Annotated in this window: 20 protein-coding genes; 10 read left to right on the forward strand and 10 right to left on the reverse strand. The window is 43.5% G+C overall.

Annotated features, from left to right (window positions below):
* Nucleotides 1-105: 105 nt before the first annotated feature.
* Entirely contained in the window at nt 106-1,392 is a 1,287-nt protein-coding gene (locus tag B050_RS0109515) for a hypothetical protein (RefSeq protein ID WP_018473686.1), read from the reverse strand.
* Nucleotides 1,393-1,522: 130 nt separating this feature from the next.
* Between B050_RS0109515 and proS the strand changes: the two genes are divergently transcribed.
* The 3 genes from proS (at nt 1,523) to floA (ending at nt 4,657) form a co-directional block, all read left to right on the forward strand.
* Nucleotides 1,523-3,004 (forward strand): proline--tRNA ligase, encoded by a 1,482-nt coding sequence (proS, locus tag B050_RS0109520; RefSeq protein ID WP_018473687.1) that lies wholly within the window; start codon nt 1,523-1,525, stop codon nt 3,002-3,004.
* A gap of 185 nt (nt 3,005-3,189) precedes the next feature.
* Nucleotides 3,190-3,654: an NfeD family protein gene (locus B050_RS0109525; protein WP_018473688.1), complete on the forward strand. Its 465-nt coding sequence runs from the start codon at nt 3,190-3,192 to the stop codon at nt 3,652-3,654.
* 1 nt (nt 3,655) lies between these two features.
* A complete protein-coding gene (floA, locus tag B050_RS0109530) occupies nt 3,656-4,657 on the forward strand; it encodes a flotillin-like protein FloA (protein WP_018473689.1) in 1,002 nt (333 codons plus the stop codon).
* A gap of 609 nt (nt 4,658-5,266) precedes the next feature.
* Here floA and B050_RS0109535 read toward each other — a convergent pair.
* Nucleotides 5,267-6,835: a WG repeat-containing protein gene (locus B050_RS0109535; protein ID WP_018473690.1), complete on the reverse strand. Its 1,569-nt coding sequence runs from the start codon at nt 6,833-6,835 to the stop codon at nt 5,267-5,269.
* A 146-nt stretch (nt 6,836-6,981) separates the two neighbouring features.
* The gene (gene hemA / locus B050_RS0109540; protein ID WP_018473691.1) at nt 6,982-8,259 is read right to left on the reverse strand and encodes a glutamyl-tRNA reductase; all 1,278 of its coding nucleotides are present in this window, start codon (nt 8,257-8,259) and stop codon (nt 6,982-6,984) included.
* A gap of 224 nt (nt 8,260-8,483) precedes the next feature.
* On the opposite strand from hemA, the gene B050_RS0109545 reads away from it, so the two are divergent.
* On the forward strand, nt 8,484-9,197 hold the full coding sequence (locus tag B050_RS0109545; RefSeq protein WP_018473692.1) for a ComEA family DNA-binding protein: 714 nt from the start codon (nt 8,484-8,486) through the stop codon (nt 9,195-9,197).
* Nucleotides 9,198-9,207: 10 nt separating this feature from the next.
* Here the strand turns inward: B050_RS0109545 and B050_RS0109550 are convergent, their stop codons facing one another.
* Nucleotides 9,208-10,845, reverse strand: coding sequence for an amidohydrolase (locus B050_RS0109550; RefSeq protein ID WP_018473693.1), 1,638 nt, complete (start codon nt 10,843-10,845; stop codon nt 9,208-9,210).
* A gap of 52 nt (nt 10,846-10,897) precedes the next feature.
* On the opposite strand from B050_RS0109550, the gene B050_RS0109555 reads away from it, so the two are divergent.
* Both B050_RS0109555 and B050_RS0109560 read left to right on the forward strand, forming a co-directional pair.
* On the forward strand, nt 10,898-11,365 hold the full coding sequence (locus B050_RS0109555) for a type I restriction enzyme HsdR N-terminal domain-containing protein (protein WP_018473694.1): 468 nt from the start codon (nt 10,898-10,900) through the stop codon (nt 11,363-11,365).
* 499 nt (nt 11,366-11,864) lie between these two features.
* Entirely contained in the window at nt 11,865-12,644 is a 780-nt protein-coding gene (locus tag B050_RS0109560; protein ID WP_018473695.1) for an ABC transporter substrate-binding protein, read from the forward strand.
* 99 nt (nt 12,645-12,743) lie between these two features.
* Here B050_RS0109560 and B050_RS0109565 read toward each other — a convergent pair whose 3' ends face one another.
* From B050_RS0109565 to B050_RS0109590, 6 genes are all read right to left on the reverse strand, one after another.
* Nucleotides 12,744-13,592 (reverse strand): prephenate dehydrogenase, encoded by an 849-nt coding sequence (locus tag B050_RS0109565; RefSeq protein WP_026235767.1) that lies wholly within the window; start codon nt 13,590-13,592, stop codon nt 12,744-12,746.
* A gap of 17 nt (nt 13,593-13,609) precedes the next feature.
* Nucleotides 13,610-14,770 carry a pyridoxal phosphate-dependent aminotransferase gene (locus B050_RS0109570; protein WP_018473697.1) on the reverse strand — a complete coding sequence of 387 codons (1,161 nt, stop codon included), beginning with the start codon at nt 14,768-14,770 and terminating at the stop codon, nt 13,610-13,612.
* 4 nt (nt 14,771-14,774) lie between these two features.
* Nucleotides 14,775-15,608: a prephenate dehydratase gene (locus B050_RS0109575; protein WP_018473698.1), complete on the reverse strand. Its 834-nt coding sequence runs from the start codon at nt 15,606-15,608 to the stop codon at nt 14,775-14,777.
* Nucleotides 15,609-15,952: 344 nt separating this feature from the next.
* Nucleotides 15,953-17,164: a 3-phosphoshikimate 1-carboxyvinyltransferase gene (locus tag B050_RS0109580; RefSeq protein WP_018473699.1), complete on the reverse strand. Its 1,212-nt coding sequence runs from the start codon at nt 17,162-17,164 to the stop codon at nt 15,953-15,955.
* Entirely contained in the window at nt 17,161-18,198 is a 1,038-nt protein-coding gene (aroB, locus tag B050_RS0109585) for a 3-dehydroquinate synthase (protein ID WP_018473700.1), read from the reverse strand. Before aroB ends, B050_RS0109580 begins: the two co-directional genes overlap by 4 nt.
* Before the next feature lie 29 nt (nt 18,199-18,227).
* Nucleotides 18,228-19,331, reverse strand: coding sequence for a chorismate mutase (locus B050_RS0109590; RefSeq protein ID WP_018473701.1), 1,104 nt, complete (start codon nt 19,329-19,331; stop codon nt 18,228-18,230).
* A 550-nt stretch (nt 19,332-19,881) separates the two neighbouring features.
* On the opposite strand from B050_RS0109590, the gene B050_RS0109595 reads away from it, so the two are divergent.
* The 4 genes from B050_RS0109595 (at nt 19,882) to B050_RS0109610 (ending at nt 26,385) form a co-directional block, all read left to right on the forward strand.
* Nucleotides 19,882-21,078, forward strand: coding sequence for a proline dehydrogenase family protein (locus tag B050_RS0109595; RefSeq protein WP_026235768.1), 1,197 nt, complete (start codon nt 19,882-19,884; stop codon nt 21,076-21,078).
* 15 nt (nt 21,079-21,093) lie between these two features.
* Complete coding sequence (gene lysS / locus B050_RS0109600) at nt 21,094-22,812, forward strand: lysine--tRNA ligase (protein ID WP_018473703.1); 1,719 nt, start codon at nt 21,094-21,096, stop codon at nt 22,810-22,812.
* A 101-nt stretch (nt 22,813-22,913) separates the two neighbouring features.
* A complete protein-coding gene (locus tag B050_RS0109605) occupies nt 22,914-24,971 on the forward strand; it encodes a M13 family metallopeptidase (RefSeq protein WP_018473704.1) in 2,058 nt (685 codons plus the stop codon).
* A 196-nt stretch (nt 24,972-25,167) separates the two neighbouring features.
* Nucleotides 25,168-26,385: an arginine deiminase gene (locus tag B050_RS0109610; RefSeq protein WP_018473705.1), complete on the forward strand. Its 1,218-nt coding sequence runs from the start codon at nt 25,168-25,170 to the stop codon at nt 26,383-26,385.
* Nucleotides 26,386-26,451 lie beyond the last annotated feature (66 nt).

The following is a 26,451-nucleotide window of genomic DNA, read 5'->3' on the forward strand; positions in this document are numbered from 1 at the left end:
TTGTATAATACTTTTCCATTCAGCCAGAGATGGCTGCTGTTTCTTCCTGATAAGTGGTATGATTAATTAACGGTGAAGGTTGAAAAAGTGGTAAAAAAAGGGGGATTAATTCCCCCCTCTTCTTGAACTTCCAGAACTTCTGCTTACGCTTCCTGAGCTCCTGGAAGACGATGAAGATGAACTGCTGCTAGGCGTATAGCTTCTACTGCTACTGCTGCTGCTTCTGGATGGTGTAGTATAAGTATTAGTGCTTCTAGTAGGAGCGGTATAGCTGCTGCTTCTAGTGGTACTTCTTGTGTTATAAGATGGAGAAGTTGTTGCGCTTCTTGATCTGCTGTTTGCGTTGCTGGTAGAGGTTGAGCGAGTTGCATTGCTCGTGGCTCTGGTGCTGCTAGATGGGGTATAAGCACTTCTGCTGCGATCAGTACTGCTTCTAGGGCGAGACATGGTGGCAGAGTTGGTTGATCTTCTTGTGGTATTCGCTGAGGTTACTCGGCTACGACCATTGAGATAATCATTTTCCGATCTACTAAAATCTCTGCTAGATCTGTTATTATCCACACGGCTCACGGCGCTATTTCTGGCGATTGCCCGTGAAGTGCTTGGGCTAGCTGCAGAGCGACTACTAATGGCTCTCGTAGGAGAAGCGGAACCTCTGCTTGATCTAGAGGCTTGTACGATTTGACGACCTTCTCCAGTGTAAATATTATTATTAATAATCACTGGGCTACCATATCCATAATAACCACCACCATAGCCATATCTAGGGCCATAGAAAGGATCATAATAATAAGGAGAGTAAGGGCGACCCATACCGTATCCAAAACCAAATCCAAAACCAATGGACATGCTGAACCCAGGTCTATAACCCCATGATGGGCCAAAGAATGGATCATAAAATCCAAAACCCATGCTAGGATAGAATCCATAAGGGCTATACATCATGCTAAACGATGGCATAAACCATGAGTTTGAAGCATAACTTGGGCCTGTAGGATTATTATAGCCGTAGAAATTATTATAGACATTCACATTGCCTTCGCCGGTGGTTTGTGTGGCGGAAGAGGCTACTGCATTTTCATCAAAATAAACGTAATCATCCTGAGGGACCGTATCATTTTGAACTTGATACTTGGCTACATACTCAGGGTTTACATTTTTGGCTGAAAAGCTTTCTTGCTGATATTGCGGAGTGCTCTGAACCTCAGTGTACTGGCTGAAGTTGTCCGGAGTGTTATTGTTTACCGCATGGTTAGTTGGGATGGCGTCATCAGAGGCCATAAAGTAAAGGTCATCTGTTTCACCTTGCATGGCAGAGTAGCTGCTGCTACAAGATGCCAGCCCCAGTACGGCAAGGACAGCCAGATAACGATATGTAGTATTTCTTTTCATAATAAATTAGTTTACAACTCGTAACACTATATACGTGCACTTGGGAGGAGGGTTATATTTTTTTGATTTATATTTGCTCCCCAAACAAGTACGAAAGTTAAAGAGTTTTTTCATAACAACAAACATACTCATGAGCAAAGGACTGCCAAAAAGGAGCGAAGATTACTCACTGTGGTACAACGAACTAGTAAAAAAAGCTGACCTTGCGGAGAATTCTGCCGTCCGTGGCTGTATGGTCATCAAACCCTATGGCTATTCCATATGGGAAAATATGCAAAAAGAGCTTGACCGGATGTTCAAAGAAACAGGTCATTCTAATGCTTATTTCCCTTTATTTATTCCCAAATCCTACCTCAGCAAAGAGGCAAGCCATGTCGAGGGTTTTGCTAAAGAATGTGCCGTGGTGACCCATTACAGGCTGAAAAATAGTGAAGATGGTAAATCCGTAATCGTTGATCCAGAGGCGAAGCTGGAGGAGGAACTGATCGTAAGACCCACCTCTGAAACGGTGATTTGGAGTACATATAAAAACTGGATTCAATCTTACCGTGACCTTCCCCTTAAGATAAACCAGTGGGCCAATGTGGTGCGCTGGGAAATGCGTACTCGATTATTTTTGAGAACAGCAGAATTTCTTTGGCAGGAAGGGCATACTGCCCATGCTACCAAAGAAGAAGCCATTGAAGAAACCGAGCTGATGATGAATATCTATGCGCAGTTTGCTGAGGAATTTATGGGCTTACCAGTGGTGAAAGGGATCAAAAGTGAAAACGAGCGATTTGCAGGTGCTGTAGAAACCTATTGCATTGAAGCCCTGATGCAGGACGGTAAAGCTTTGCAAGCTGGTACTTCCCATTTCCTGGGGCAAAACTTTGCCAAGGCTTTTGATGTGAAGTTTGCCAGCAAAGAAGGGGGCTTAGAGCTAGTCTGGGGTACTTCCTGGGGCGTGAGTACCCGCCTAATGGGCGCCTTAATAATGGCTCATTCGGATGATAATGGCCTGGTACTTCCTCCAAAACTTGCACCTATTCAGGTGGTCATCGTACCTATTTACAGAAGTAATGAGGAGCTGGATGCCATCGAAGCTAAAGCGCATGAGATATTGAATGCCCTGAAGCCTCTCGGCGTCTCTGTGCATTTTGATCATCGCGATACCTACAAGCCAGGTTGGAAATTCGCTGAATACGAACTTAAAGGCGTTCCTGTCAGAATCGCTCTAGGACCACGTGACCTAGCCAATAATACGATAGAAGTAGCCAGACGTGATACGCTCAGCAAGCAAATGGTCAACCTTAATGAGGTGGATTTGAAAACCTTTATCCCTGAGCTTTTGGAAGAAATCCAAACAGGGATCTATCAGAAAGCTTTTCAGTTTAGACAGGACAATACGACTTCTGTGGATACCTGGGATGATTTCCAAAAGGTATTGGAGGAAAAAGGTGGTTTTATTTCTGCTCATTGGGATGGAAGCTCTGAGACCGAGAATAAAATCAAGGAACTTACCAAAGCCACCATTCGCTGCATCCCTCTGGACCAGCAAAAAGAAGAAGGAAGCTGTGTATATAGCGGTAAACCTTCTAGTGGAAGAGTTTTGTTTGCCAAAGCCTATTAGGTAGGACCTAGAAAAATTTCTTTATACAGGATAAAAAGCCTCCTTTTGGATCGCAGCGATTGATTCGCTTCGAACTGGAAGGAGGCTTTTGGTTGGAGAGCGGGAGATTGCTGCATGGTGAAAAGAAATAATTTCGTTTTGCCAAAAAATCTCTCTAATTTGAGCTATTAACTCTCTTACTAGAAATGACCTTAACATTAATAATTGGATTTTTAGTGCTCGGATTGATATTGATGCTGCTGGAGGTGCTTTTTGTTCCCGGTACCACATTGGTTGGGATATTGGGATTGGCTTTTAGTGGTCTTGGCGTATTTCTGGGCTTTGTAAATTATGATTCTTCCACTGCTTTCTTGGTTTTAGGACTAGCGACCTTAGCGAACGTTGCTGTGGTTTTCTATGGTTTTAAGTCAGGATTATGGAAGCGGTTTTCTCTAAAGTCAACCATCTCAAGTCGTTCTTATGATGATCGGCTGCTGGGCTTGCAGGTAGGATTGCGTGGTATGACGATTTCGGATATAAAGCCTTACGGCAAGGCTGAGTTTGGGGACACAATTTATGAAGTTAAATCAAACGATGGTTTTGTGTCAGCAGGGGTGCAAGTGGAGATTCATCAATTGGAAAATAATAGAATTATAATAAAAGCAATATAAAATGGAAATGTCTAATTCAGTGCTCATTTTAGTAGCGGCCTTCGGAGGTCTGATTCTACTATTTATTTTCTTGTACTTTGTTCCTGTAAATCTATGGATTACAGCTGTTTTTGCGAATGTGAAAGTGGGTATTGGCGAACTTATTGGTATGCGTATCAGGAAAGTTCCGCCAAGTGTGATTGTCAATTCACTGATTACGGCGACCAAGGCAGGGCTGGATCTCACCACCAATGAACTGGAAACTCACTACTTGGCTGGGGGCAATGTCCCGAATGTTATCCGAGCTCTGATTTCAGCAGATAAGGCGAATATTAACTTGACTTTCAAGCAGGCCACTGCCATTGATCTTGCTGGACGTGATGTGTTTGAGGCAGTGCAGATATCTGTAAATCCTAAAGTGATCAATACGCCAAGTGTGGCGGCAGTTGCTGCTGATGGAATTCAGCTGATCGCTAAAGCTAGAGTTACCGTTCGTGCCAATATCGCCCAACTGGTGGGTGGAGCTGGCGAGGAGACTATTCTCGCCCGTGTAGGGGAGGGAATCGTCACCTCTATTGGTTCTGCTTCCTCCCATAAGAGCGTGCTTGAAAACCCTGATAAAATCTCTAAACTAGTGCTTCAAAGAGGCCTTGATGCTGGAACTGCCTTTGAGATCCTTTCTATTGATATTGCTGATATCGATGTTGGAACTAATATCGGCGCCAAATTGCAAATTGATCAAGCTTCTGCTGATTTGAAAGTGGCCGAAGCTAGAGCCGAGGAAAGAAGAGCTATGGCGGTTGCTTTAGAACAGGAAATGAAAGCCAGAAACGTGGAGATGCGTGCCAAGGTAATAGAAGCTGAAGCCGAAATACCAATGGCCCTTGCCGAAGCTTTCCGCTCTGGAAACTTAGGGGTTATGGATTATTACCGTATGGAAAATATCAAGTCTGATACTGAGATGCGTGAGTCTATCGCTAAACCAGAGGAAGGCAAAAATAAAAACGATAAAAATAAAGAATAGAACAAAGAGGTAAATTACTTTGTTTCCATCAATGGGTCCAAATCCTGGTTTACCCTGGTTTATACTGAAATGATACCCTGTTCAGTTTTAATAAAAGTGGGACACTATTTTAAGGTTATAATTTCTCGGCTGTAATTTCCGAATCGAAACCTGAAGAGTCAAGGACACTGATAAATTGAAATTGGTACTTAGAGAATAAAAAGAAGCCTTGCATTAGCGGGGCTTTTTGTCGTTTTGCTGTAGGCTAGTGTAGATCGGACGGATTCCAAAGAGAAGGGATAGTTCTGGCCATCGAATAGCCTGCCATGATAGACTGCTATTCACCCTGGCTAGCCTGAGGTATTAGCAGTGGCTCGAGCAGATGGAGTTTCTTTCTTCTATGAGGTTATTGGGCTTTGAGAGGCCTATACCAACTCTATTCCTATCAAAAAAAGCAGAGTCTTTCCTTTGCAAGAGAAGGCTGGAAGAGCTTTGTAGATTCAAAAGCAAAAGGCAACGAATAGGCTCCGCTGCCTTTTATTAAGTATTTGGTCAGGCACTTAGAGAAGAGCTGCAATATGGCATTCCAGGGAAAAGCTGCGCCTTAATGCGGGCTCTCCAAACCTTTATTTACTTGGTTTTCTTTTTCTTTTTACCCTTGCCGTCCTCTTCAGAGATTGGGGGAGTGTATAGGTCTTCAGCAAGTATTTTTCGGGCTTCCTTATCCACTAGAATGTCTAGATAATAGATTGGTAAGATCACCTCTCCCTGCTCATCCATGATCCCATATCGATCGTTTCTTTGGACTACGATTTGATTAAAGCTTTCTCTACGAAGTGACTGGAAAATGGGCGGAGTAATTTCATTTCCCAATGGATCCAATATCCCAAAAAGCCCATTATTTTCGGTGATAAAATAAGAATCATCTGATCGGAATATATCATCATAGCCCTCTGCAAGTAACTTGCGGCCTTGAGGATCAATCAAATTGGCCTTTCCGGAAGATCGGATGACGGCCAAGCCTCGTTGAAACTGCCCTGCGGACTCGAATTCTGGGAAGATTATGGATTTTCCATAAAGATCGATATATCCCCAGCCACTATTATTGCGAATTGCCGCTAGGCCTTCACTAAAGGGTGAGGCCTCCTGAAATTGAGCTTTAATAATCCATTTGCCTCCTTTGTCCACATAGCCGTATTGCTGGCCTGTGGTGGCGGCATATCTATTTTCATTTCCAGCATAAATGACCTCGATACTGTCGGATGGGCTCACCTGCCAGTTGCCAGAATGATCAAGAAGACCTACTTTTCTGTCCTTGAAATATACATTATAATGCGTGGGATCGACTTTGACCACCTGCTGCATGCCCATCATGTCGAGCAGGATGCCGTCTTTTTCCATCACTCTACGAAGTCTTCCATGGATATATTCCAAGATAAGCCCCTCTTTTTCAGTGATTTTGTGGTAGCTGCTATAGCGTATTTCAGCCGTTTCCTCCCGAGCTTCTATGAGCATGTACTGGTTTTCATTGTAGCCAAAGTAAAACTCCCCCTCGAGGTGCCTGAGACTATCGAGGACGGGTTCGAGAATATATTGACCATGTCTATTGATAAGGCCGTATCCTTCCGCCTCCTGTGCCAAAATGGCCTTTGGGGATGTGGATTGTAAGTCAAGGTAAAGGTGGTTTGGGTCTTCTGAAATGGGTAAAAGATAGCCGGCGGGGATTTTTGCAATCACCTGCCCATTTGAAGCGATATGAGCGGCTTCGTACTGGCCAAGAAAGGAGTGGATTTTGGTACCCACATCGTATAGGTGATAGGCATTGCCTTTATTCGCCAGAAGCTCATTGTAGCGCATGTCTATCGCATCATATTCTGGTTTGAATATCTGCTCCCCATACTCATGGTAAGCGCCTAATTTGCCATCTTGCTCCACTAGGATCCAAGGGCTGAGGTACTGGTATATAGCCTCACCCTCTAGCTCCAAGAAAGGCTTATAATTATTCCCTAGAAGCTGAAGCCTGGCATCCTTATCACTCACCCGAATGGATTCGCTGAGAAGAAAGATATGATCATCATTGATCCTTTGTATTAGATTCAATTCCGAATCATATACCTCGTACATTTGAGCAGAAGCAGTTCCTGTGAAGGCTAGGATTAGCATACTGGCGCTGATCCATTGGCCTAAAACTTTTGACATTTTATGAGTAGTTTAATTTTACCTCTAAAGTATAACTAATGGCGTGCTTTACAAAAATAATGATAACAGCTATAAATAAAAACATCCGGAAACTGTCTAACAACGACTGTATTCCGGATGTAAATATATGATAACTCCCTCCGTGCTTACTCCTGATCGTGATGATTAGGGTCTTTTTGCAAGTCAAAGAGGTCAGAAATAATATCAATCATTTCTTCAGCTTGATCTTTCTTGCATGCTGCCTTCAACTGTACCACGGGTACCTTGATGATTTTTTGCATCATGCTTTTGGTGATTTTATCAATGATAGCATATTCCTTGGCGCTGGAGTTTTTGAGATATCGCTCCAGTTCCTCTTTTCGGATTTGCTCTAATGCATTTTTTAGTTTGTTGATGGTGGGTGATACCATCATCTCTTTCTTCCAGTCAAAAAACTCTTCAATACTTTCCTGAATGATGGTCTCCACCTGAGGGACTGCTTCCATTCTTCGCTCCAAAGCTTCAGTAGCCTTGCTTTGAATATTGTCCACATTATATAGCAGTACGCCAGGTACATCGTCCACAGTAGTCTCAATGCTTCTGGGAACCGAGAGATCTACGAACAGCTTATAACTTTGGATATCGAAATTTTTGACAAGGTCTTTCGTAATGAATGGCGTGGGGGCTGCTACCGAAGATATGATTACATCCGCGGCCTTCATCGCAGCATGGACCTCCTCAAAAGGGATCACTTCATACCCAAGCTCTGCGCCCATCTGCTGGGCTTTGGAGAAGGTTCTGTTCGTGAGTTTTACCTCTGCATTGGGCAGGTACATCATATTCTTAGCCACATCCTCACCGATCTCTCCAAGGCCAACTAGCAAAATACGCGGGTTGAGTGTATTAGAGGTCAATTCGTCTATAAGCTCCACTGCGGCATAAGAGACAGAGGCGGCACCATCTCGGAAAGCCGTCTCTTGGACCACGCGCTTGTTGGTGAAGAAGATGGTATGCATCAGACGATGAAGGAATGGACCTGCCATCTCCATGTCTGCAGCAGCTTGATAGGCTCGTTTTACCTGATTGGCAATTTGCATATCTCCTACCACCTGAGCTTCCAGACCCATAGAAACTTTGAAAAGATGCTCTATGGCCATTTTGTCATCCCCTATCAGATCGAAGTACTCGAGATATGAAATGACATTGTGAAGCCCCTTTTCTGTGCCGATCAGCTTGATGATCTCTACACTTAGGTCCAGTTCATGCGCATAGTATACCTCTGTGCGATTGCACGTAGATAGAATCAAGGTGTCCTTTACATTAAAGAACTCCTTTAATTTTACCAATAGAGAGTGTACAGCCTTGTCATCCAATGCAATAATCTCCCGAATCTCTACAGGAGCATTTTTATAGGATAGACTAATGGCTCTAAAGTTATGCTGCATTCTTGGTACTTTTATTTTGCAAATTTATTATAGAAACGGCACGAAATGAACTATTTCGCCTACGCAATCTTTAATTTAAAATCTGTCTAAATAATATTTGCCTTTTTCTCACATTTATTTCAATGCAATAATGATAAAATTTTGAAAATAATTCCAATATGATTAATTTATCACCCATAGCTAAAAACTATGTCCAGTCTTATGGGCTTCAAAATTAGCTGATTATGAATAGAAAAGTCCTTTTTTACCTGAAAAATTATTTGGGCTTTTCACAACGGGAATCAAAAGGTTTTCTGCTGGTGATCCCAGTACTTTTTATCTTATACTTCGTTCCTGATGTGATAGATGGACTTCAGGCTAGTGAATCACGTAAATTATACCAAGAATATTTAAAGAATGCCAGAGTTATTCTGAGCGAATTGGATACAGCTCAGGCATTCGAGCCTATCAATGATCCACTTCCAAACCTCAGGCTCGCTGCCGCTTTGGACACTGGTGGGTGGCAGAATAAACAATCCTCCATAAAGAAACTGGATTTTTCGGAAGCCGATTCGGTGCTTCTGCAGATAGTCCCCGGCGTAGGGGCAGCCCTGGCCTCCCGCATTGTTAAGTTTCGGGAAGGGCTGGGAGGTATGCATTCTAAAACACAGCTGGAAGATGTCTATGGCCTTAAGCCTGAGACCGCGCGTAAAGTCTTCGAATATTTCGAATTTTCACCCATGCCGATCAAGAAGATTTCTCTCAATTTGGTGGAGGTCCAGCAGCTTGCCCAGCATCCCTATATTGGTTATGGGGAGGCCAAGGTGCTCGTGGCATATAGGAAGCAGCATGGTCCCTATCACGAGGCCGGGGACCTAGTCAAAATCAAGATTTTCAATCAGACATGGATTGATAAGGTGGTTCCCTATCTGGATTTTGAGATGGAGACTCTCCCTTGATCCCCTGCTATTAATATACTTTCTGACCGCCGATATAGGTGGCTTGTATTTTTAGCTCACGCAATATAGTTTCAGGAGCGGTCATTAGATCCCTTTCCATTACCACAAAGTCGGCAAGCTTTCCTTTCTCGATACTGCCTTTTAGCGGCTCTTCAAAATTGGCATAAGCTGCCCAGATCGTCATCCCTTTTAAGGCCGATTGGCGACTGAGCTTATTTTCTGGCTGAAACCCTCCCTCAGGTTTATTATTCCCGTCCGTTCTGGCCACCGCAGCATGATAGCCATATAGCGGGTTGATGTCTTCCACCGGAAAGTCGCTTCCTAGCGCTAGCATGTCGTTTTGCTGCTCCAGCAGCTGATAGGTATAAGCGTGTTTTACACGGTCTTCACCTAGTCTGTCAGCGGCCCAGCCCATATCTGAAGTGGCATGTGTAGGCTGTACTGATGGGATAATATTGAACTTAGCGAACTTCTCGATATCCATAGGGTGAATGACCTGGGCATGCTCTATTCTCCATCTTTTATCATTCTCTCCGAGCAGGACCTTTCCATATATATTCAATAAGGTACGATTAGCAGAATCACCAATACAATGTGTATTCATCTGAAATCCCTTTTCATTGAGCTCTTCAGCCAAGGCTAGAAAATGTTCAGGCTGATCCAATAGAAATCCTGATTCCTCCGGGGCATCATGATAGGGGCGAAGTAAGGAAGCGCCTCTGGATCCCAAAGCGCCATCCCCATACACTTTAAAACTTCGTACAGTCAGGGACTCATTTTGATAGGGGCCTTTTTCGAAAAAATATTCTTTATTCTCTGGGCTGGGGTTGATCATCGCATACACGCGCATCATAAGCTCTTCCTCCTTTTGCATTTGCTCAATGAGCAGGATGGTCTCCTTATCCAGTCCTGCATCCGCCACCGTCGTTAAGCCGACTTCAAAGCAGTTTTTTTGAGCCGCAAGCAGTGCTTCCCTGGCGTCTGATTCACTTACATCTGGTATATTTGCACTTACTAAGTCAATGGCGTTGTCAATAAGTACGCCGGTCATTTTGCCATTTTGCGTGATTACTTTTCCCCCCAGGATAGTTTCTTTGGGGGTGATTCCTCCCATAGCCAAGGCTTTGGAATTGGCTAATGCGGCATGTCCATCGATCCGGGTTAGGAGCACAGGGATGTCAGGATATAGGCTGTCAAGAGTGGATTTGCTAGGGAAATGCTGGCCTTCCCAAAGGTTTTGATCCCAGCCTCGACCCAGTATCCAGGCTTGATCAGGGGTGTTGGTTCTGTGTTGCTGGACTCTTTCGATCATCTCCGCTTCACTTTTTGCTCCCGTTAGATCGGCGACTTTTAGCCCCAGACCGTATCGGTAAAAGTGGGTGTGGGCATCAATAAAGCCAGGGTAAATGAATAGTCCCTTGGCATCCATTACTTCCTGAGCCTCATATTTCTCTAAAATATGCTTACTGGTTCCCGTTTCAAGAATTAATCCATCCTTTATCGCAAAGGCTTCGACAACCGAGAAATCCCCATCTACGGTATAGATTACGGCATTATGGACGATCATATCGCTGGATTCCTTGGGAGCTTCGCATGAAATAAGAATAAAAGCGACGAGAAGAAGAGTAATAAAGGATCTGGCTTTCATATTAAATACCCACTTAATTTTTTTTCTTAAAGGTAGCCAAGATATTTGCAGGATGAAAAAAGCGGACTATCCATTTTTAGATATTAAACTGAACCTTCCTCAGGGTGAATTTAAATTGACCGAGGACGAGGGCAAGCTCTGGGTGTTTGATGCTTTGAGGAAAAAACAATTAGTCCTGACACCGGAGGAGTGGGTTCGGCAGCATTTGATCTATTATTTAATAGAGTTTAAAAAGTATCCTAAAAGTCTTTTTTCGCTCGAAAGAGGTTTAAAATATAATAAGCTGAGCAAAAGATTTGATATTCTGATACTGGATAGAAACGGAAAACCCTTTATCCTTATCGAATGTAAAGCTCCCGAAGTTCGATTAAGCCAGACTACAGTGGAGCAGGTGGCTGTTTATAATAAAACCATCGGTGCCAGATTTATGGCAATCAGCAATGGTCTTCAGCATATTTGCCTGGAATATGACCTGGATTCCCTCTCCTATAAACAGGTGCGGGAATTTCCTGAATTTTAGGCTAGGTTGAAAATAAATAGTTGCTAATAAATATAAAAATATGAGTTTCTCTTTTGGAAAGAAATTGACTAGCTAATTCTTTTTCTTTGCTTATGTATAATTTTGTATTTATTGTTTTTAAGGAATTATATTTTAAAATTAAGCCTATGTTAATTGTTGTGAAAAATATTGTTTTGTAATATGCCCTTGTCTACCTTTGTGGCATCAATAGGGATTCAGCGTGGCCAGATATAGAGGAGAGAGGCGAATTCAGCTAAAATATTGATAATGATTTGAGCTTTAGATCGTATTGAATACGAGTACATATTAAACTTAATTTTGGTTATAACATTAAAAATATCCCCGCCATAACGGGGATTTTTTTTGCCCCTTATTCAAGTGGAGTTGGTGACGCTAGTTGATGTTATGTATAAGCGAATTTTCATGGACGTCTAGGTGCATTTTTAGGATTATGTCATTTCAAATGGTGCATTGCCACATAATCAATTAGTTTTGTCAGATGAATTTTCAGACCACCGTAGATCAGATGGGACGTCAAGTGACCTGTCCCGAATTGCCACAACGTATTATTTCCTTGGTGCCTTCACATACTGAGATGCTGATGGACTTAGGGCTTGGTGACAGGCTCGTGGGGATTACGAAGTTTTGTATTCGCCCGAAGGGCTTAAGAGAAAGTAAGACGCTAATCGGTGGTACCAAAAATTTTAATTTCGATAAAATCACGGCCTTGAAGCCTGATCTCATTATTGGGAATAAGGAGGAGAATTATAGGGAAGGAATCTTGCGCCTGGAAGAGGATTTTCCCGTATGGATGAGTGATGTATTTGACCTGGAAGATACCTTGCAAATGATCTCTTCCCTGGGGAAAGTGTTAGGACTTAGCGCTTCTTCCGAGCAACTGGCACAAAAGATCAGGGCGGAATTTGCTGTGCCTGTGGCCAAGAAAGGTACGGCTGCCTATCTGATTTGGAACGCCCCTATGATGGCTGCGGGTCCATTGACCTTTATTGATAAGATGCTAGCTTTTGCTGGATTCGAAAATGTCGTTGTAAAGAGCAGGTACCCGGAGCTTTCCGAAAATGACCTGGCAGGGCTGGATCCTGAATATATTCTGCTGAGCTCAGAGCCATTTCCTTTTGGAGAAAAGCACTTAGCTACCTTTAAGGAAAAGTATCCTGAGAGCAAAATTCTTTTGGTGGATGGGGAGATGTTTTCCTGGTATGGAAGCCGCCTACAGTATGCCCCTTCTTATTTCCGTAGCTTGGATAAAGAAATATAATACCGCTTCTTATCTATTGGTGCTTGGCTTAGGCTGAGGGTGGAGTTTGGCTGCTTTCAGGAATGCTAGAGGCCTTCCTGGCGCAATCCAATTTCCGCATTATTTCTTTTGCTCCAGAATGGTGCCGATAAGGTTGGCTTTTTTCATTTTTCCATTAAGCTCCTCATACTGATCCTCGGCCATCATCTTTCTGAATTCGCTCAGATTTTTGATGTATCCATCTAGGGCTTCCAGAATATTCCCCTTGTTTTCCTTTAAGATGGGCGTCCACATAGCTGGGGAGCTCTTGGCCAGCCGCACCGTACTTTCAAATCCACTTCCAGCCATATCAAGAATATTCTTATCATCCTCCATTTTGTCTAGCACCGTCTGTCCCAGCATAAAGGAGCTGATATGAGAAAGGTGAGAAACGAAGGCTAAGTGCCTATCATGCTGCTCAGGTCCCATGTTTCGGACATGCATTTGAAGCAGGTTGAACAGGAAATAGGCTCTTTTTAATAAGTCAGGAGAGGTTTTTTCATGCTCGCATACAATCATTATTTTATTGATCAATAGCTCTGTGAATGCTGCGGATGGCCCCGAAAACTCGGTGCCTGCTATGGGGTGGGCCGCTAGGAATTGGCTTCGGCGAGGATGACTGGATGCCTGAAGGCAGATTTTTTCCTTGGTAGAGCCGAAATCCATCAAAAGTACTTCTGGGTGGATGGTCTCCAGAATTTCCACTACTAGGGGACCCACGGTATTGACAGGGGTGGAGATGACAATAACCTCGCTGGCGAGAGGGGGTGTCACGGTGTGTTCGTCAATAATGCCACGCTGAAGGGCTTCTTCAAGGTGACTTGGATTCTGGTCATGACCGGTGATCTTGAGCTGGGGAAGATGTTTTTTGAGCGCTAGCGCAAAAGAACCTCCTAAAAGGCCTAGGCCAATGATATGAATGTTTTTGATCTCCATCAATTAAATAATTATCTCGTCCAAGTCGCTTTTACTCGCTGGAGTGCTTCTTCTATCTGATCTTCTGCGAGGCAGAGGGAAAAACGTATATATCCTTTGCCATTACTTCCGAAGATATCTCCTGGAGTGATGAATATGGCGTTTTCATAAAGCAATTTATCCACTAGGGCCAAAGGGTCAGTTTGGTCTGGAAGTCTGGCCCACACGAACATTCCTGAGCTGTTTTTGTCATAAACAGCTCCTAATTGATCCGCGATTTTCCACACGAGTTCCCTGCGATGCTGATAGACCTTGTCCATCTCCTCAAACCAGGTGCCAGGAAGATTTAACGCTGCAATTGCCCCTTCCTGTATGCCCAAAAACATACCTGAATCCATATTGCTTTTAACCTTGAGGACTTCTTTCAGATAGGTGGCATTTCCACATAGCATTCCCACCCGCCATCCTGGCATATTATAGGTCTTGCTCAGAGAGTTTAGTTCCAAGGCAATTTCATCTGCCCCCTCCAATGATAAGATGCTTCTTTTTTCTTTAGTTAGTATAAAACTATAAGGATTATCATTGACAAGTAAAATCCCATGTTTTCTGGCGAAATCCACCAGCTTTTGAAGTGCATTTTCATCCGCATTTGCTCCGGTCGGCATATGGGGATAGTTGACCCACATCAGTTTGATGGGGGTTTGGGCGTAGCTCTCCAGTTGGTCAAAGTCAGGGAGCCACTGACTCTCCTGTTTAAGGTCATAGTATTCGGCCTTGGCGCAGACCAGCTCGGTTACTGAGCTGTAAGTTGGATAGCCAGGATTTGGGATGAGCACCCGATCCCCGGGGTTGAGGTAGGCCATGGAAATATGCATGATGGCCTCCTTAGACCCCATCATTGGGAGTATTTCATTGGCAGGATTTAGGGATACCTGGTAGTATTTGTTATAGAAATCCGCTATAGCCTGCCGCAGAGCAGGGCTTCCCTGGTAGCTTTGATAGCCATGGGAATTCGCAAGATGACTGGTCTTAGAGAGGGCCTCGATTACCGTAGGGTCAGGGGGAAGGTCGGGGCTGCCGATTCCCATATTGATGATGGGCTGACCTTCGGCCTTTAGCTGAGCTACCTCACGCAGTTTTTTAGAAAAGTAATATTCTTTGACAAATTGCAGTCTATTAGCCGGTTGTATCATGTGATTACTTAGTGTTTTTATACTCGCCTATAATTTTGACCTCGTGTCCCTGAGTGCTTAGAGAGCTTAAGGCCTGCTTGTATTCATTGAAATTCTGGAATATCAGGTCAATAAAAAAAGCATAATGCCAAGGCTGGTCAATGACTGGTAGCGATTGGATTTTGGTAAGGTCCAGGTTGTTTTGACTCATGGTGGTGAGTACTTTCGCTAGACTTCCTTGCTCATTCTTAATGATCACCTTGATCGATGCCTTGTCAAAGTCCGCGATTGGCGCTGCCTCTGCCGCATTTTCCACAATACAAAAACGCGTAATATTGTTTTTGATAGTTTGAATGTCGGAGGCTAATATCTCCAGATCGTAAAATTGTGCGGCGGATTTTCCTGCAATTGCACCCACTCCCTTGAGTTGTTGCTCCTTGATATCCTTAGCTACGGCGGCGGTATCGAGATCTTCCTTGAGTCTGATATGCGGATATTTCTCAAAGAAGGACTTGCACTGAAGTAGGGCCATGGGGTGAGACCTTACCTCCTGAATATCTTCTATCGTCTGGCCTGGAAGCACCATTAGTTGATGGGAGATGGGCAAGTAAAATTCCCCGGTTACCTGAAGATTATTCCTGTCCATCAAGTCATAATTAGGAAGGATGGCACCTGCAATTGAATTTTCTAATGCCAATACTCCAATGTCAGCCACCTTTGAGGTGATCTTCTTGACCAATTCAGAGAAACTCAGACATTCAATTATCTGGATGTCCTTCCCAAATTGATTTAATGCCACCTGATAGTGGTAGCTTCCTTTTATGCCTTGAATGGCTACATTTTTTGGATTTGTTTTCACAATATTATGGCTTTATGAAAGGTGGTTATATATTCCCAATATAGGGAATGCACTTCAGGCTGTCTTGTTTTTAGCTACTTTTGAGGGCCTTGCTTAGTCCTTTTAGGGCAGTGCATTGGTTTTCACTGACACTTCATTCTTTGCGTACCTTTTGCCAGCACAGCTGTTCCAGAAGAATCCAGGGCCTTTGGCTATTTCTCCGCAGTGAAATTAGATCAGGGATACAAATTATACAATGCTTCTTCCTTAAAAGTAAGGCTTAAGCTAAAAAAAGCTGCTTATATAAGAATTAAGCAGCTTCAGTATGTTTTTTTGCGCGGAGACCGCGAATATGATCGTATAAATTATTCTATTCCAGCAAGGAGACAATGTTTCCAAAAGCTAGGGTAAGATTTATTCACCACTTCGGCATCATCAAAGCTTACCTCAGTCTGTGTGGCTAGCGGCATGAAGGCCATCGCCATACGGTGATCGTCATACGTAGCGATGCTGACCTTCTCCGGAATCGAGCTGGAGGGAATAAGGGTGAAGACCTCATTTTCTCCTTCCACCAGCTGGGCGTTAAATTTTGCCAGTTCCTGCTGAAGGGCATAGATGCGGTCTGTTTCTTTGATGCGAAGGCTTTCCAGGCCTGTAAACTTGCTCGTCTGACCGAGCAGAGCACAGGTCACAGCGACTGTCTGCGCTAAATCGGGACAGTGTGTGAAGTCAAATCCCTCCAAGCCAGTCACTGGCTTCTTGGTTAAAAGAATTCCACCGTCCTGAAATTGACTTTCTATCCCCAGGTGGTCCATGATTTCCACTATTTTAGAATCTCCCTGAAGGCTGTTTTCTTTGAGCCCATTAAGAAAAAACTGGCCTCCTTTGGCGCAAGCCAATAGACTGAACCAATAGCTGGCCCCAGACCAATCACTTTCTACAGAGAAGGAGGTAGGCTTATAGGTTTGAGGCTTCACCTTGATGAGGTTTTCTTCAAAAGAATAAGTAACACCAAATTGCCTCATGAGCTCCAAAGTCATTTCTATATAGGTTCTGGAGCCTATTTTTCCGGTCAGCTCCAAGGTCAGGCCCTCAGGAAGCAGGGGGGCATTCATCAATAAGGCCGAAATATACTGGCTACTCACATCTCCTCTGATGGTGATATGGTTATTCAGTTGCTTTCCAAATCCCTTGGTTTGCATAGGAGGGAACCCCTCCTTGTCGAGATAGTCTATTTCTGCGCCTATGCTCCTTAGGGCATCCACAAGTATTCCAATTGGGCGCTCGCACATCCTAGGAGTACCTGTTAGTGTTTTTTTAACCCCCGTCAGCGCGGAGTAGGCGGTAAGAAACCTCATGGTGGTGCCAGCATCCAATACATCCAATGTTTCAGGATCCTGACTGAGCAGGCGGATCATGGTCTGTGTATCCCGGGCTTCAGCGAGATTGTCAATTGTGTTTTTACCTTCCGTGAGGGCATCAATGATCAGGACCCTATTGCTTTCACTTTTGGAGGAAGGCAAAGGGATCGTGACCTCACCAAATTGCTCGGTGCGGGCTAAGGTGATAGTGTTCATGGTTGTAAGTCGTTGTAGTATTCTAGGGATTTGGAAATATCATCCGTACTTACAGCGATATTATAGTCGCATTCCCCGATTTTTTTCAGGAGGGAGCAGTTGATGGTTTTGCCATCATTCTTCTTGTCCTGAAAGCAAAGTTGCGTAATGGAAGCAATGTCCTCAGCAGGTATTTCCACCTTGCCAAAGATCGTAAGTAGCGTGTCCTTGATCCTTTCCAGGTCTTCCTTAGGAAGCCTGATATGGGTGGTGGACAGGTACGCTTCAGCGATCATCCCGACGGCTATCGCCTCTCCGTGTAGCAGGTGCCTTTCGGTATCCAGATAATAGGATTCCACAGCATGGCCCACCGTATGGCCGAAGTTTAGGATTTTGCGTAAGCCTTCTTCCTTAGGGTCCTTGGATACCACTTCTTTTTTGATGGAGACTGATTTTTCTATAATGTCCTTCCAGTTTTGGGTTTCCCAATTTTGAGTTTTCAGGCTATTATAGTAATTCTCATTTCTGATCAGTCCATGTTTCAGCACTTCGGCATATCCTGAGCGGAGCTCAGAATGTGGTAAGGTCTGAAGGAAGGAAGCAGAGATGATCACAGATTCAGGTTCATTGAATACTCCAATATGGTTTTTGAAGCCATTGAAGTCCACTCCTAGTTTACCGCCAACACTGGCATCTACCTGAGAGAGGAGGCTGGTTGGGATATTGAGGAAGCGCAGGCCTCTCTTATAGGTGCTAGCACAAAACCCACCCATATCGCCGGTGACTCCTCCACCGAGATTGATGATCAATGACTGTCGGTCAAAGCCGCAATCCGTCATCCATTGCCAGATTTTTTGGCAGGTATCCAGTGTCTTATTTACTTCCCCTGCCTCAAAAGCAAAGTGTTCATGAGCAGGCAATACCGCCTGTATCAAGGGATAACAGGCTTGATGGGTATTGCTGTCCATGATTACCCCCAACTTGGAGTAGGACTTTGAGGAAAGATACCTTTCCAGGTCGGGGGCTATTTGTGTGGTGAAAATGATTGATTCCAAGGGATTTTTTTTAGTGTTAAATTCCTGAATTAAGCATTTTTATTGATGGCATCGCCAGATCTAAGTTGCTTTTCTTGTCTTTTTACAGATTCTTCATGAATAGTGAAAAGAAGTTCTTTCATGAATTTCTCGCTAAGACCTTTGTTTACGCCCTTGTCTGTTCTGGAATCCATTACTTGCTTCCATCTGTCAGACTGGAATACGGTTAGTTTATGCTCTCTTTTATGAGCGCCAATTTGGTCAATGATTGAGAATCTTTCTGAAAGAAGATCGATCAATTGATCATCCAAATGATCAACAGCCGTGCGAAGGTCATTAAGTTTCTCACCTGGTTTCTCAGATTCCAAAGAACTCTTGAAATCGATTTTGGAAAGAATTTCTTTTAGCTGAGCAGGGGTTACTTGTTGTTTTGCATCACTCCAGGCATTGTCTGGATCATGGTGTGTCTCGATCATCAGTCCATCAAGGCCAAAGTTAATGGCACGCTGAGAAACTTCCAGGATACCGTCTCTTTTACCTACAATATGACTCGGGTCATTGATTACTTCCATACCTTTCCATTCTCTTTTCAGGTGGATTGGCATAGACCAGTTTGGCTTATTTCTGAATCTTTTGTCGTAAGAATCACTGAATCCACGGTGGATGGCAGCAAGCTTATCAATCCCTACAGCGTGAAGTCTTTCCAAAGCACCAAGCCATAATTGAAGGTCTGGGTTCATTGGATTCTTTACCATTACTGGGATATCAGTACCTCTAAGGGCTTCGGCGATCTCCTGAACAGCGAAAGGGTTTACGGTAGTACGAGCACCGATCCACAATACATCGACTTTATGCTTTAGGGCTAGCTCTACGTGAGCTGTGTTGCCTACTTCTGTGGTGATAGGGATGTTGAGGTGGTTTCTTACGATCTCCATCCATTTCAGTCCATCTTCCCCGATCCCTTCGAAACTTCCCGGGCGAGTACGTGGCTTCCATATACCTGCACGGAACATGGAAGGGATTACATTCTGCTCTTTCATTTCTATGCAGACCTTCTCTACCTGCTCTGGCGTCTCTGCACTACAAGGTCCCGCGATGATAATGTGACCTTTGAGACCAAGTCCCCATTCCGATGTTCTTAAGTGATCTTTCATTGTTTTGATTGTTTAAAATAAAAAAGCCCGACTCTTTCGAATCGGGCTTCTTAGTATATGTATGAATTTTATTTTTCATTCAGGCAATAAGCAGCTCCGATTCGACCTTCTGGACGAAAGTAAAAAAAGAAAAAGCTAAAGTATGTTGCTGCTTGTATTATCATGGCGTCAAATTTAGGTGGTCAATATTTAAAAACCAATAAAAAGTAAATTAATTTTTTGTTAAACCCCTAATTCAAATATGCTTGCAGAATAAACAGGATAAAACTCTGGCTAAGATGGGCTAATTTGCCATATTTTATTTTGTTTTCATCCAAAGCATGGCTGGAATTTGACTATTTAGGTGCGAATATTTTTTTTAAGCTGGACCGATAAAAAAAATCAGTTCTTTTATTACATTACCCTAAATAAGGGATTTAGAGCGGTATATGGGATTAGAATAGGTAAAAAACACCTGATGTTGGCAGGCTTCTTGCCCCGAGAATGATAGCGATAAAAAGTCAAAGTCAGAAAGCGTTTTTTTAATATATTTGCACCTTGATTCAAAATGATGAATACAAAACCCAATATCTCATTTGAGAATACTGAAATAGCATTTGCGTCCAGGACGGACGTGGAGCTCAGAAAAATGTACCTTATCTTTGCAGTGATGGACAAAAACTGGGCAGTTAAAATCGGGACCAATTTGGCTGATTTTGCCTTTGCTTTGAGGCTTCCTGTAAAAGGGATAATGAAAAAGACCATGTTTGGTCATTTTTGTGGCGGCGAAAGCATAAGGGACTGCGCAAAGTCCATCAAGGAATTACAGGAATTTGGCATAGGGACCATTCTTGATTATTCTGTGGAAGGGAAGGGAACAGAGAAAAGTTATGACCTCACCAGAGATGAGCTCATAGGGACCATCAAGAGGTCTGCTGGAGCTGCTGAGATCCCCTTTACCGTCTTTAAGGCCACGGGGGTGGGCAGCAGTAAAATAATGACGAAAGTTCAGGCAGGTAAATCACTAAGCCGTGATGAACAGGTGTCATTTGATAAAATGAAACAACGGGTGGATGATTTGTGTCGCACAGCCTATGAAAATGATGTGCGAATCATGGTCGATGGAGAGGAAAGTTGGTTTCAGAATGTGGTGGACGAAATGGCGTATGAAGCTATGAGCAAGTACAATCGCGAGAAGGCCATCGTCTATAATACCTTCCAGATGTATCGAAAAGATATGTTGGGATTATTAAAAAAAGCTCATCAGAAAGCCGAAGAAGGAGGGTATTACCTTGGAGCGAAGGTCGTAAGAGGGGCCTATATGGAAAAGGAGCGAGACAGGGCAGAGGATAAAGAATATCCTAGCCCCATCCAGGACACCAAGGAGGATTCTGATAATGCTTTCAACGATGCCCTGAAGTTCAGTATGGACAATAAAGACCGCATTTATCTGGTTTGTGGTACCCATAACGAATTAAGTAATATCATATTAACAGAGCTAATGAACCTCCATGGCTTGCAGGCTGATGATAAAAGAGTTTATTTTGCACAACTATATGGTATGAGTGACACTATTTCTTATAACCTAGCTTTTGCGGGGTATAATGTAGCCAAATATGTCCCTTACGGCCCTGTGGAGTCGGTAATGCCTTATCTATATCGTAGAGCGGCAGAGAATACCAGCGTTTCCGGGCAAAGTAGTAGAGAGTTTGAACTGATCAAAAATGAGATTACGCGCCGTGCGTACCTCAAGAAAACCATAATTTAATATTTATACATTGCTATGCAATTACTGAGCGAACAAGAGATCGAAAGACGCAAGGACAGAGAAGCCTTGATGCAGCTTGGGATAGATCCCTATCCTGCCATTAAATTTCCTATCAATGCGTCCGCTAAGGATATTCATCAGAATTATGAAAATAATAAACTAGATTATAAGGATATTTCCATAGCGGGAAGGTTGATGAGCAGACGAATCATGGGGTCTGCCTCCTTCGCTGAGATTCAGGATTCTTCAGGAAGATTGCAGATCTATGTCCGCCGCGATGATATCTGCCCCGGAGAGGACAAGACTTTTTATAATACTGTATTTAAGAAACTCCTTGGAATAGGTGATTATATAGGTGTCAAAGGATATATCTTCACCACCCAAACAGGGGAAATATCGCTGCATGTTACTGAGCTGACGGTGCTTTCTAAGTCCGTCAAGCCACTGCCTGTAGTGAAAAGAGATGAGGAAGGGAATGTTTTTGATGGATTTACAGACCCCGAGCTGCGTTACCGTCAGCGATATGTGGACCTTACCGTAAATCCTGATGTGAAAGAAGTGTTCATCACCCGATCAAAAATCATCTCCAATATGAGGAGATATTTCGATGATAGTGGATGGATAGAAGTGGAAACCCCCATCCTGCAAGCTGTTCATGGTGGCGCTGCTGCACGACCTTTTGGGACACATCACAATTCCCTGGACATGCCTTTATACCTAAGGATCGCCAATGAACTATACCTGAAAAGGTTGATCGTAGGTGGATTTGATGGCGTATATGAGTTTGGTAAAATGTTCCGAAATGAAGGGATGGACCGTACACATAATCCTGAATTTACCTCCATGGAAATCTATGTAGCCTATAAGGACTATATCTGGATGATGGAAATGGTAGAAGACCTTCTGGAAAAAGTTACCGTATCTGTACATGGTAAGCCAGTCGTGAAAGTTGGGGATAAAGACATTGACTTTTCAGGCCCTTATCGCCGCTTGACGATGTTTGACTCCATCAAGGAATATGCAGATATCGACGTAAGCAAGATGAATGAAGAGGAACTTCGTAAAGTCTGCACTGAAATGGGGATAGAAGTGGATGATTCCATGGGTAAAGGAAAGCTTATCGATGAGATCTTCGGAGAGAAAGTAGAAGCTAACCTGATTCAGCCTACTTATATTACCGATTACCCTATAGAAATGACGCCATTGGCCAAGAAACACCGAACTGAAGCAGGCTTGGTGGAGCGCTTTGAGCTTTTTGTCAATGGAAAAGAAATAGCCAATGCCTATACCGAGCTGAATGACCCTATTGATCAAAGAGAGCGTTTTGAGGACCAATTGAAGTTGGCTGAGCGTGGGGATGATGAGGCTATGGCCATGGATGAGGACTTCTTACGTGCTCTGGAATATGGTATGCCTCCTACCTCTGGTCTTGGGATTGGAATTGATAGACTTACAATGCTATTGACCAATAAGTCTACCATCCAGGAGGTGCTTTTCTTCCCTCAAATGAGGCCTGAGAAAAAAGTGAAAATCGCCACGGATGAGGACTTTGTGGCGCTTGGAGTGGATGCTGGATTGGTTCCTGCCCTTCGCGATTTGAATATTCACACGATAGAGCAGCTCAAAGAACAAGATCCTAATAAGCTCTTTAATGACGTTTGTGGAAGAAGAAAGAAATTAAAGTTGCAAGTAAATAATCCTAGTAAGGAAGATGTGGCCAATTGGCTTGCCTAATTTGACCACTTATCATAAATAATTCTTAAAAAAACCGGATCATCTCGATTCGGTTTTTTTATTTTTAGTAATTTCACAGCAGTATAAACCTAACAAATATAATGATGAAGCAATATATACTTTTGCTGAGCATGGGTGCAGGCATGGCTATGATGAGCTGCTCTGGTAACCAAGCTCAGGAGGAAGAGACCGTCCAAGCTATCAATTTAGAGAACATGGACACCACCATCCGCCCACAGGATGATTTCTTTGGTTTTGTAAATGGCCAGTGGATCGCCAATACAGAAATCCCAGGTGACCAAGGCCGCTGGGGGAGTTTCAATGAACTTAGAGAATTTAATAACGATGCAGTACTCACCGTGCTTACCCAGGCGATGGAAGATGAGAACTTGTCCACTGATTCTGACCAGGGCAAAGCCGTGGCTTTTTACCAGATCGGAATGGATTCACTGCTTGCCGAAAAGAGAGGATTGGATCCTTTGAAGCCCGTATTTGAAGAGATCGAAAAGGTGAACGATATTGCCTCCCTTCAGAAATACTTAGAAATGCAACAGTTGTCTGGCGGTGGAGCTTTCTTTGGTTTGGGAGTAAATACAGACCTTAAGAACTCCGAGCAAATGGCTCTATACCTTTCCCAAGGTGGATTAGGCCTGCCAGATAGGGATTATTATACCGAGGATAATGAGAAATTCAATGAGATAAGAACCAAATACCTTGCGCATTTGGAGCGCACCTTTGGGCTTATAGGATATGAAAATGCCGAAGCAAAGGAAGCAGCTAAGCAGGTGATGGAACTGGAAACCCGACTCGCTGAAGCTAGTAAAACCCGTATCGAACTGAGAGATCCAGAGGGCCGGTATAATAAGTATAAAGTGGAGGAACTGAAAACTCTTGCTCCTTCCATTGATTGGGCGGCCTACTTGAATGCCCTTGGTGCAAAGACTGATGAGGTGATCGTTTCTACTCCAAAATTCCTGGAACAAGTAGAAGCCGTGCTGAATACCATGCCTGCGGAGACCTGGAGAAATTACCTTACTTGGCATGCCGTGGATGGAGCGTCTTCTTATTTAAGCTATGAGTTCGTGAAGAATAATTTCGACTTTTTTGGGAAAGAGCTGCAGGGTACTGATCAGATGCGTCCGCGATGGAAAAGAGTATTGGGGACTACAGAAAGAGCCGCAGGTGAGGCAATTGGTAAGCTCTATACTGAAGCTTATTTTCCTCAGGAAGCAAAAGATAAAGCCAACGAAATGGTTGAGAATATACTCGCAGCCATGGGGGATAGAATCATGAATCTCGAGTGGATGTCTGATGTCACTAAAGAGAAGGCCCTGCAGAAATTGGGTACCTTCAATGTGAAGATAGGTTTTCCTGACAAATGGAAGTCCTATGCTGCCTTGGAAGTGAACGGTGATCCTGAGACCGCTTCTTATTTCGATAATGTAAAAGCCTCCTCCAAATTTAGATTTCAGGAGAATATCGATAAACTAGGGAAGCCTATTGACAAAGACGAGTGGTTTATGACTCCTCAGACGGTTAATGCTTATTATAATCCAACCTGGAACGAAATAGTATTTCCAGCAGGAATACTGCAGCCTCCATTCTATAATTATAAGGCCGATGCGGCCGTAAATTACGGAGGAATCGGCGCAGTGATTGGTCATGAGATTTCTCATGGTTTTGATGATCAAGGCAGTCAGTACGATGCAGAAGGCAATTTGAAGAACTGGTGGGAAGAGCAGGATAAGGAGAATTTTGGCGAAAGAACAGGCAAACTGGTCGCTCAATATGATGGCTATGAGCCATTAGAAGGAGTGAAGGTAAAGGGTGCCCTTACGCTAGGAGAAAATATAGGCGACTTAGGCGGCCTACTAGTCGCTTATGATGGCCTTCAAAAACACTTTGAGGAGCATGGTCGTCCTGAAAATATCGATGGATATACTGCTGAGCAACGTTTCTTTATTTCTTGGGCCACTGTATGGAGAACTAAGAGCCGTGAGGAGGCCTTAAGGACACAGATTCAGACTGACCCCCATTCTCCTGCTCAGTACCGAGGCAATGGTCCTTTGGTGAATATAGACGCTTTCTATGAAGCCTTTGGCGTCAAAGAGGGAGATGAGATGTATAAAGCTCCTGAAGATCGAGTAAGAATATGGTAATCGTGGTTTAGAAATAGCGAAAAAGGGAAGGACAAAAGTTCTTCCCTTTTTTTGTTTAAGTTTATTTATAATATCTAGTTTAAGTATTTCAGTTAGAATGTTGGGATATGGTTAGTTTTTGAGCTAATATTAGTCTGATTGTTGTTGAGTCATTAATTTTAGGTTTATTTTTGGATAGGTTATTAAGGGAAATATTATGGATTTAAGATTACATTCGGAATTTGGTACTTTGAAGACGGTTTTGATGCACCGCCCGGGAAAAGAGATCGATCGACTTACTCCGTATAATAAGGAATTATTATTATTTGAAGATGTCCCTTACCTCGAAGCGATGCAGCAGGAGCATGATTATTTCACGAATGTAATAAAGCAAGTGACGGGGGCCAAAATACTTAGTTTGCATGAGTTGCTGATGGAGACCATGGCTGATGATGCGATCTTATTTAAGATGATGGAGGAAGCCTTGAGTTATAGCCGATTGTCACACTTCACCGAGAGTATTCTCGGTAGGCTTTCCACTTCTGAATGTGCCACGGCCTTGATCGCAGGGATCAAAGTCCATGAGTTGAAGAAGAAAATCAGCAAACTTCCCATGGTGGATTTGATGGATTTCGCTTTTGTGATTCCTCCTTGTCCGAACTTATATTTTCAGCGTGATCCAGCAGCATTGACGCCGGGTGGGATGATCTTCTCGAGCATGCGAATGGAAGGGCGCCAGCGAGAAGCCAATGTTATCCGGTCGATTTTTGAGAATCATCCTGACTTTAAGGATCAGCTAAACAGGATATATCCGGTGGATGGCCATAATAACCCAGCCTGCATAGAAGGTGGTGATGTGATCGTTATTTCTGACAAGGCTATCGCCATTGGGAATTCCGAAAGAACTGACGAAAAGGCCATTTATCATGTTGCAAAAGCGCTGTTAGCAGAAGGTACTGTGGAGCGTGTTTATGAGGTTCATCTTCCCAAAAAGAGAAATTTCATGCACCTGGATACCGTATTCACTATTCTTGATGAAAACCTGGTACTCACCTATCCCGATGCATTGGAAGCTGTGCTTCAGACCTCCCTTTATACTCTCAAAGAAAATGACGGCGATCAGGTTCATATCAAAAGAACCGTTCTGAAAGAGTCGCTATTGACTGTGTTGGAAAAAGAAATCCCCTACTTGGAAATTATTCACCTTGGAGGAAATGGAAACAAGGATTATGCACTTCGTGAGCAATGGTATGACGGGGCGAATGTGTTTGCCATTGGTCCTAGGAAAGTAATCAGTTATAGAAGAAATAAGCATACCAATCGAGCGCTACGGGATATGGGGGTAGATGTAATAGAAATCCCCTCCTCAGAACTGTCCCGCGGTCTTGGCGGCCCACGATGCATGACTATGCCTCTCAGTAGAGCTAAGGTGTAGATACCTCAAATAATTAAAGATATATTGTGTTGTTGATTACGATTTGGCTGTAGAGCGAGTCATATG

This window comes from Echinicola pacifica DSM 19836 (genome assembly GCF_000373245.1).
GTDB lineage: Bacteria > Bacteroidota > Bacteroidia > Cytophagales > Cyclobacteriaceae > Echinicola > Echinicola pacifica.

Excerpts from the sequence above, each read along its gene's own strand:
- B050_RS0109515 (WP_018473686.1), bottom strand. The coding sequence starts at position 1,392 with ATGAAAAGAAATACTACATATCGTTATCTGGCTGTCCTTGCCGTACTG.
- proS (WP_018473687.1), top strand. The coding sequence starts at position 1,523 with ATGAGCAAAGGACTGCCAAAAAGGAGCGAAGATTACTCACTGTGGTAC.
- B050_RS0109525 (WP_018473688.1), top strand. The coding sequence starts at position 3,190 with ATGACCTTAACATTAATAATTGGATTTTTAGTGCTCGGATTGATATTG.
- floA (WP_018473689.1), top strand. The coding sequence starts at position 3,656 with ATGGAAATGTCTAATTCAGTGCTCATTTTAGTAGCGGCCTTCGGAGGT.
- B050_RS0109535 (WP_018473690.1), bottom strand. The coding sequence starts at position 6,835 with ATGTCAAAAGTTTTAGGCCAATGGATCAGCGCCAGTATGCTAATCCTA.
- hemA (WP_018473691.1), bottom strand. The coding sequence starts at position 8,259 with ATGCAGCATAACTTTAGAGCCATTAGTCTATCCTATAAAAATGCTCCT.
- B050_RS0109545 (WP_018473692.1), top strand. The coding sequence starts at position 8,484 with ATGAATAGAAAAGTCCTTTTTTACCTGAAAAATTATTTGGGCTTTTCA.
- B050_RS0109550 (WP_018473693.1), bottom strand. The coding sequence starts at position 10,845 with ATGAAAGCCAGATCCTTTATTACTCTTCTTCTCGTCGCTTTTATTCTT.
- B050_RS0109555 (WP_018473694.1), top strand. The coding sequence starts at position 10,898 with ATGAAAAAAGCGGACTATCCATTTTTAGATATTAAACTGAACCTTCCT.
- B050_RS0109560 (WP_018473695.1), top strand. The coding sequence starts at position 11,865 with ATGAATTTTCAGACCACCGTAGATCAGATGGGACGTCAAGTGACCTGT.
- B050_RS0109570 (WP_018473697.1), bottom strand. The coding sequence starts at position 14,770 with ATGATACAACCGGCTAATAGACTGCAATTTGTCAAAGAATATTACTTT.
- B050_RS0109580 (WP_018473699.1), bottom strand. The coding sequence starts at position 17,164 with ATGAACACTATCACCTTAGCCCGCACCGAGCAATTTGGTGAGGTCACG.
- B050_RS0109590 (WP_018473701.1), bottom strand. The coding sequence starts at position 19,331 with ATGAAAGATCACTTAAGAACATCGGAATGGGGACTTGGTCTCAAAGGT.
- B050_RS0109595 (WP_026235768.1), top strand. The coding sequence starts at position 19,882 with ATGAATACAAAACCCAATATCTCATTTGAGAATACTGAAATAGCATTT.
- lysS (WP_018473703.1), top strand. The coding sequence starts at position 21,094 with ATGCAATTACTGAGCGAACAAGAGATCGAAAGACGCAAGGACAGAGAA.
- B050_RS0109605 (WP_018473704.1), top strand. The coding sequence starts at position 22,914 with ATGATGAAGCAATATATACTTTTGCTGAGCATGGGTGCAGGCATGGCT.
- B050_RS0109610 (WP_018473705.1), top strand. The coding sequence starts at position 25,168 with ATGGATTTAAGATTACATTCGGAATTTGGTACTTTGAAGACGGTTTTG.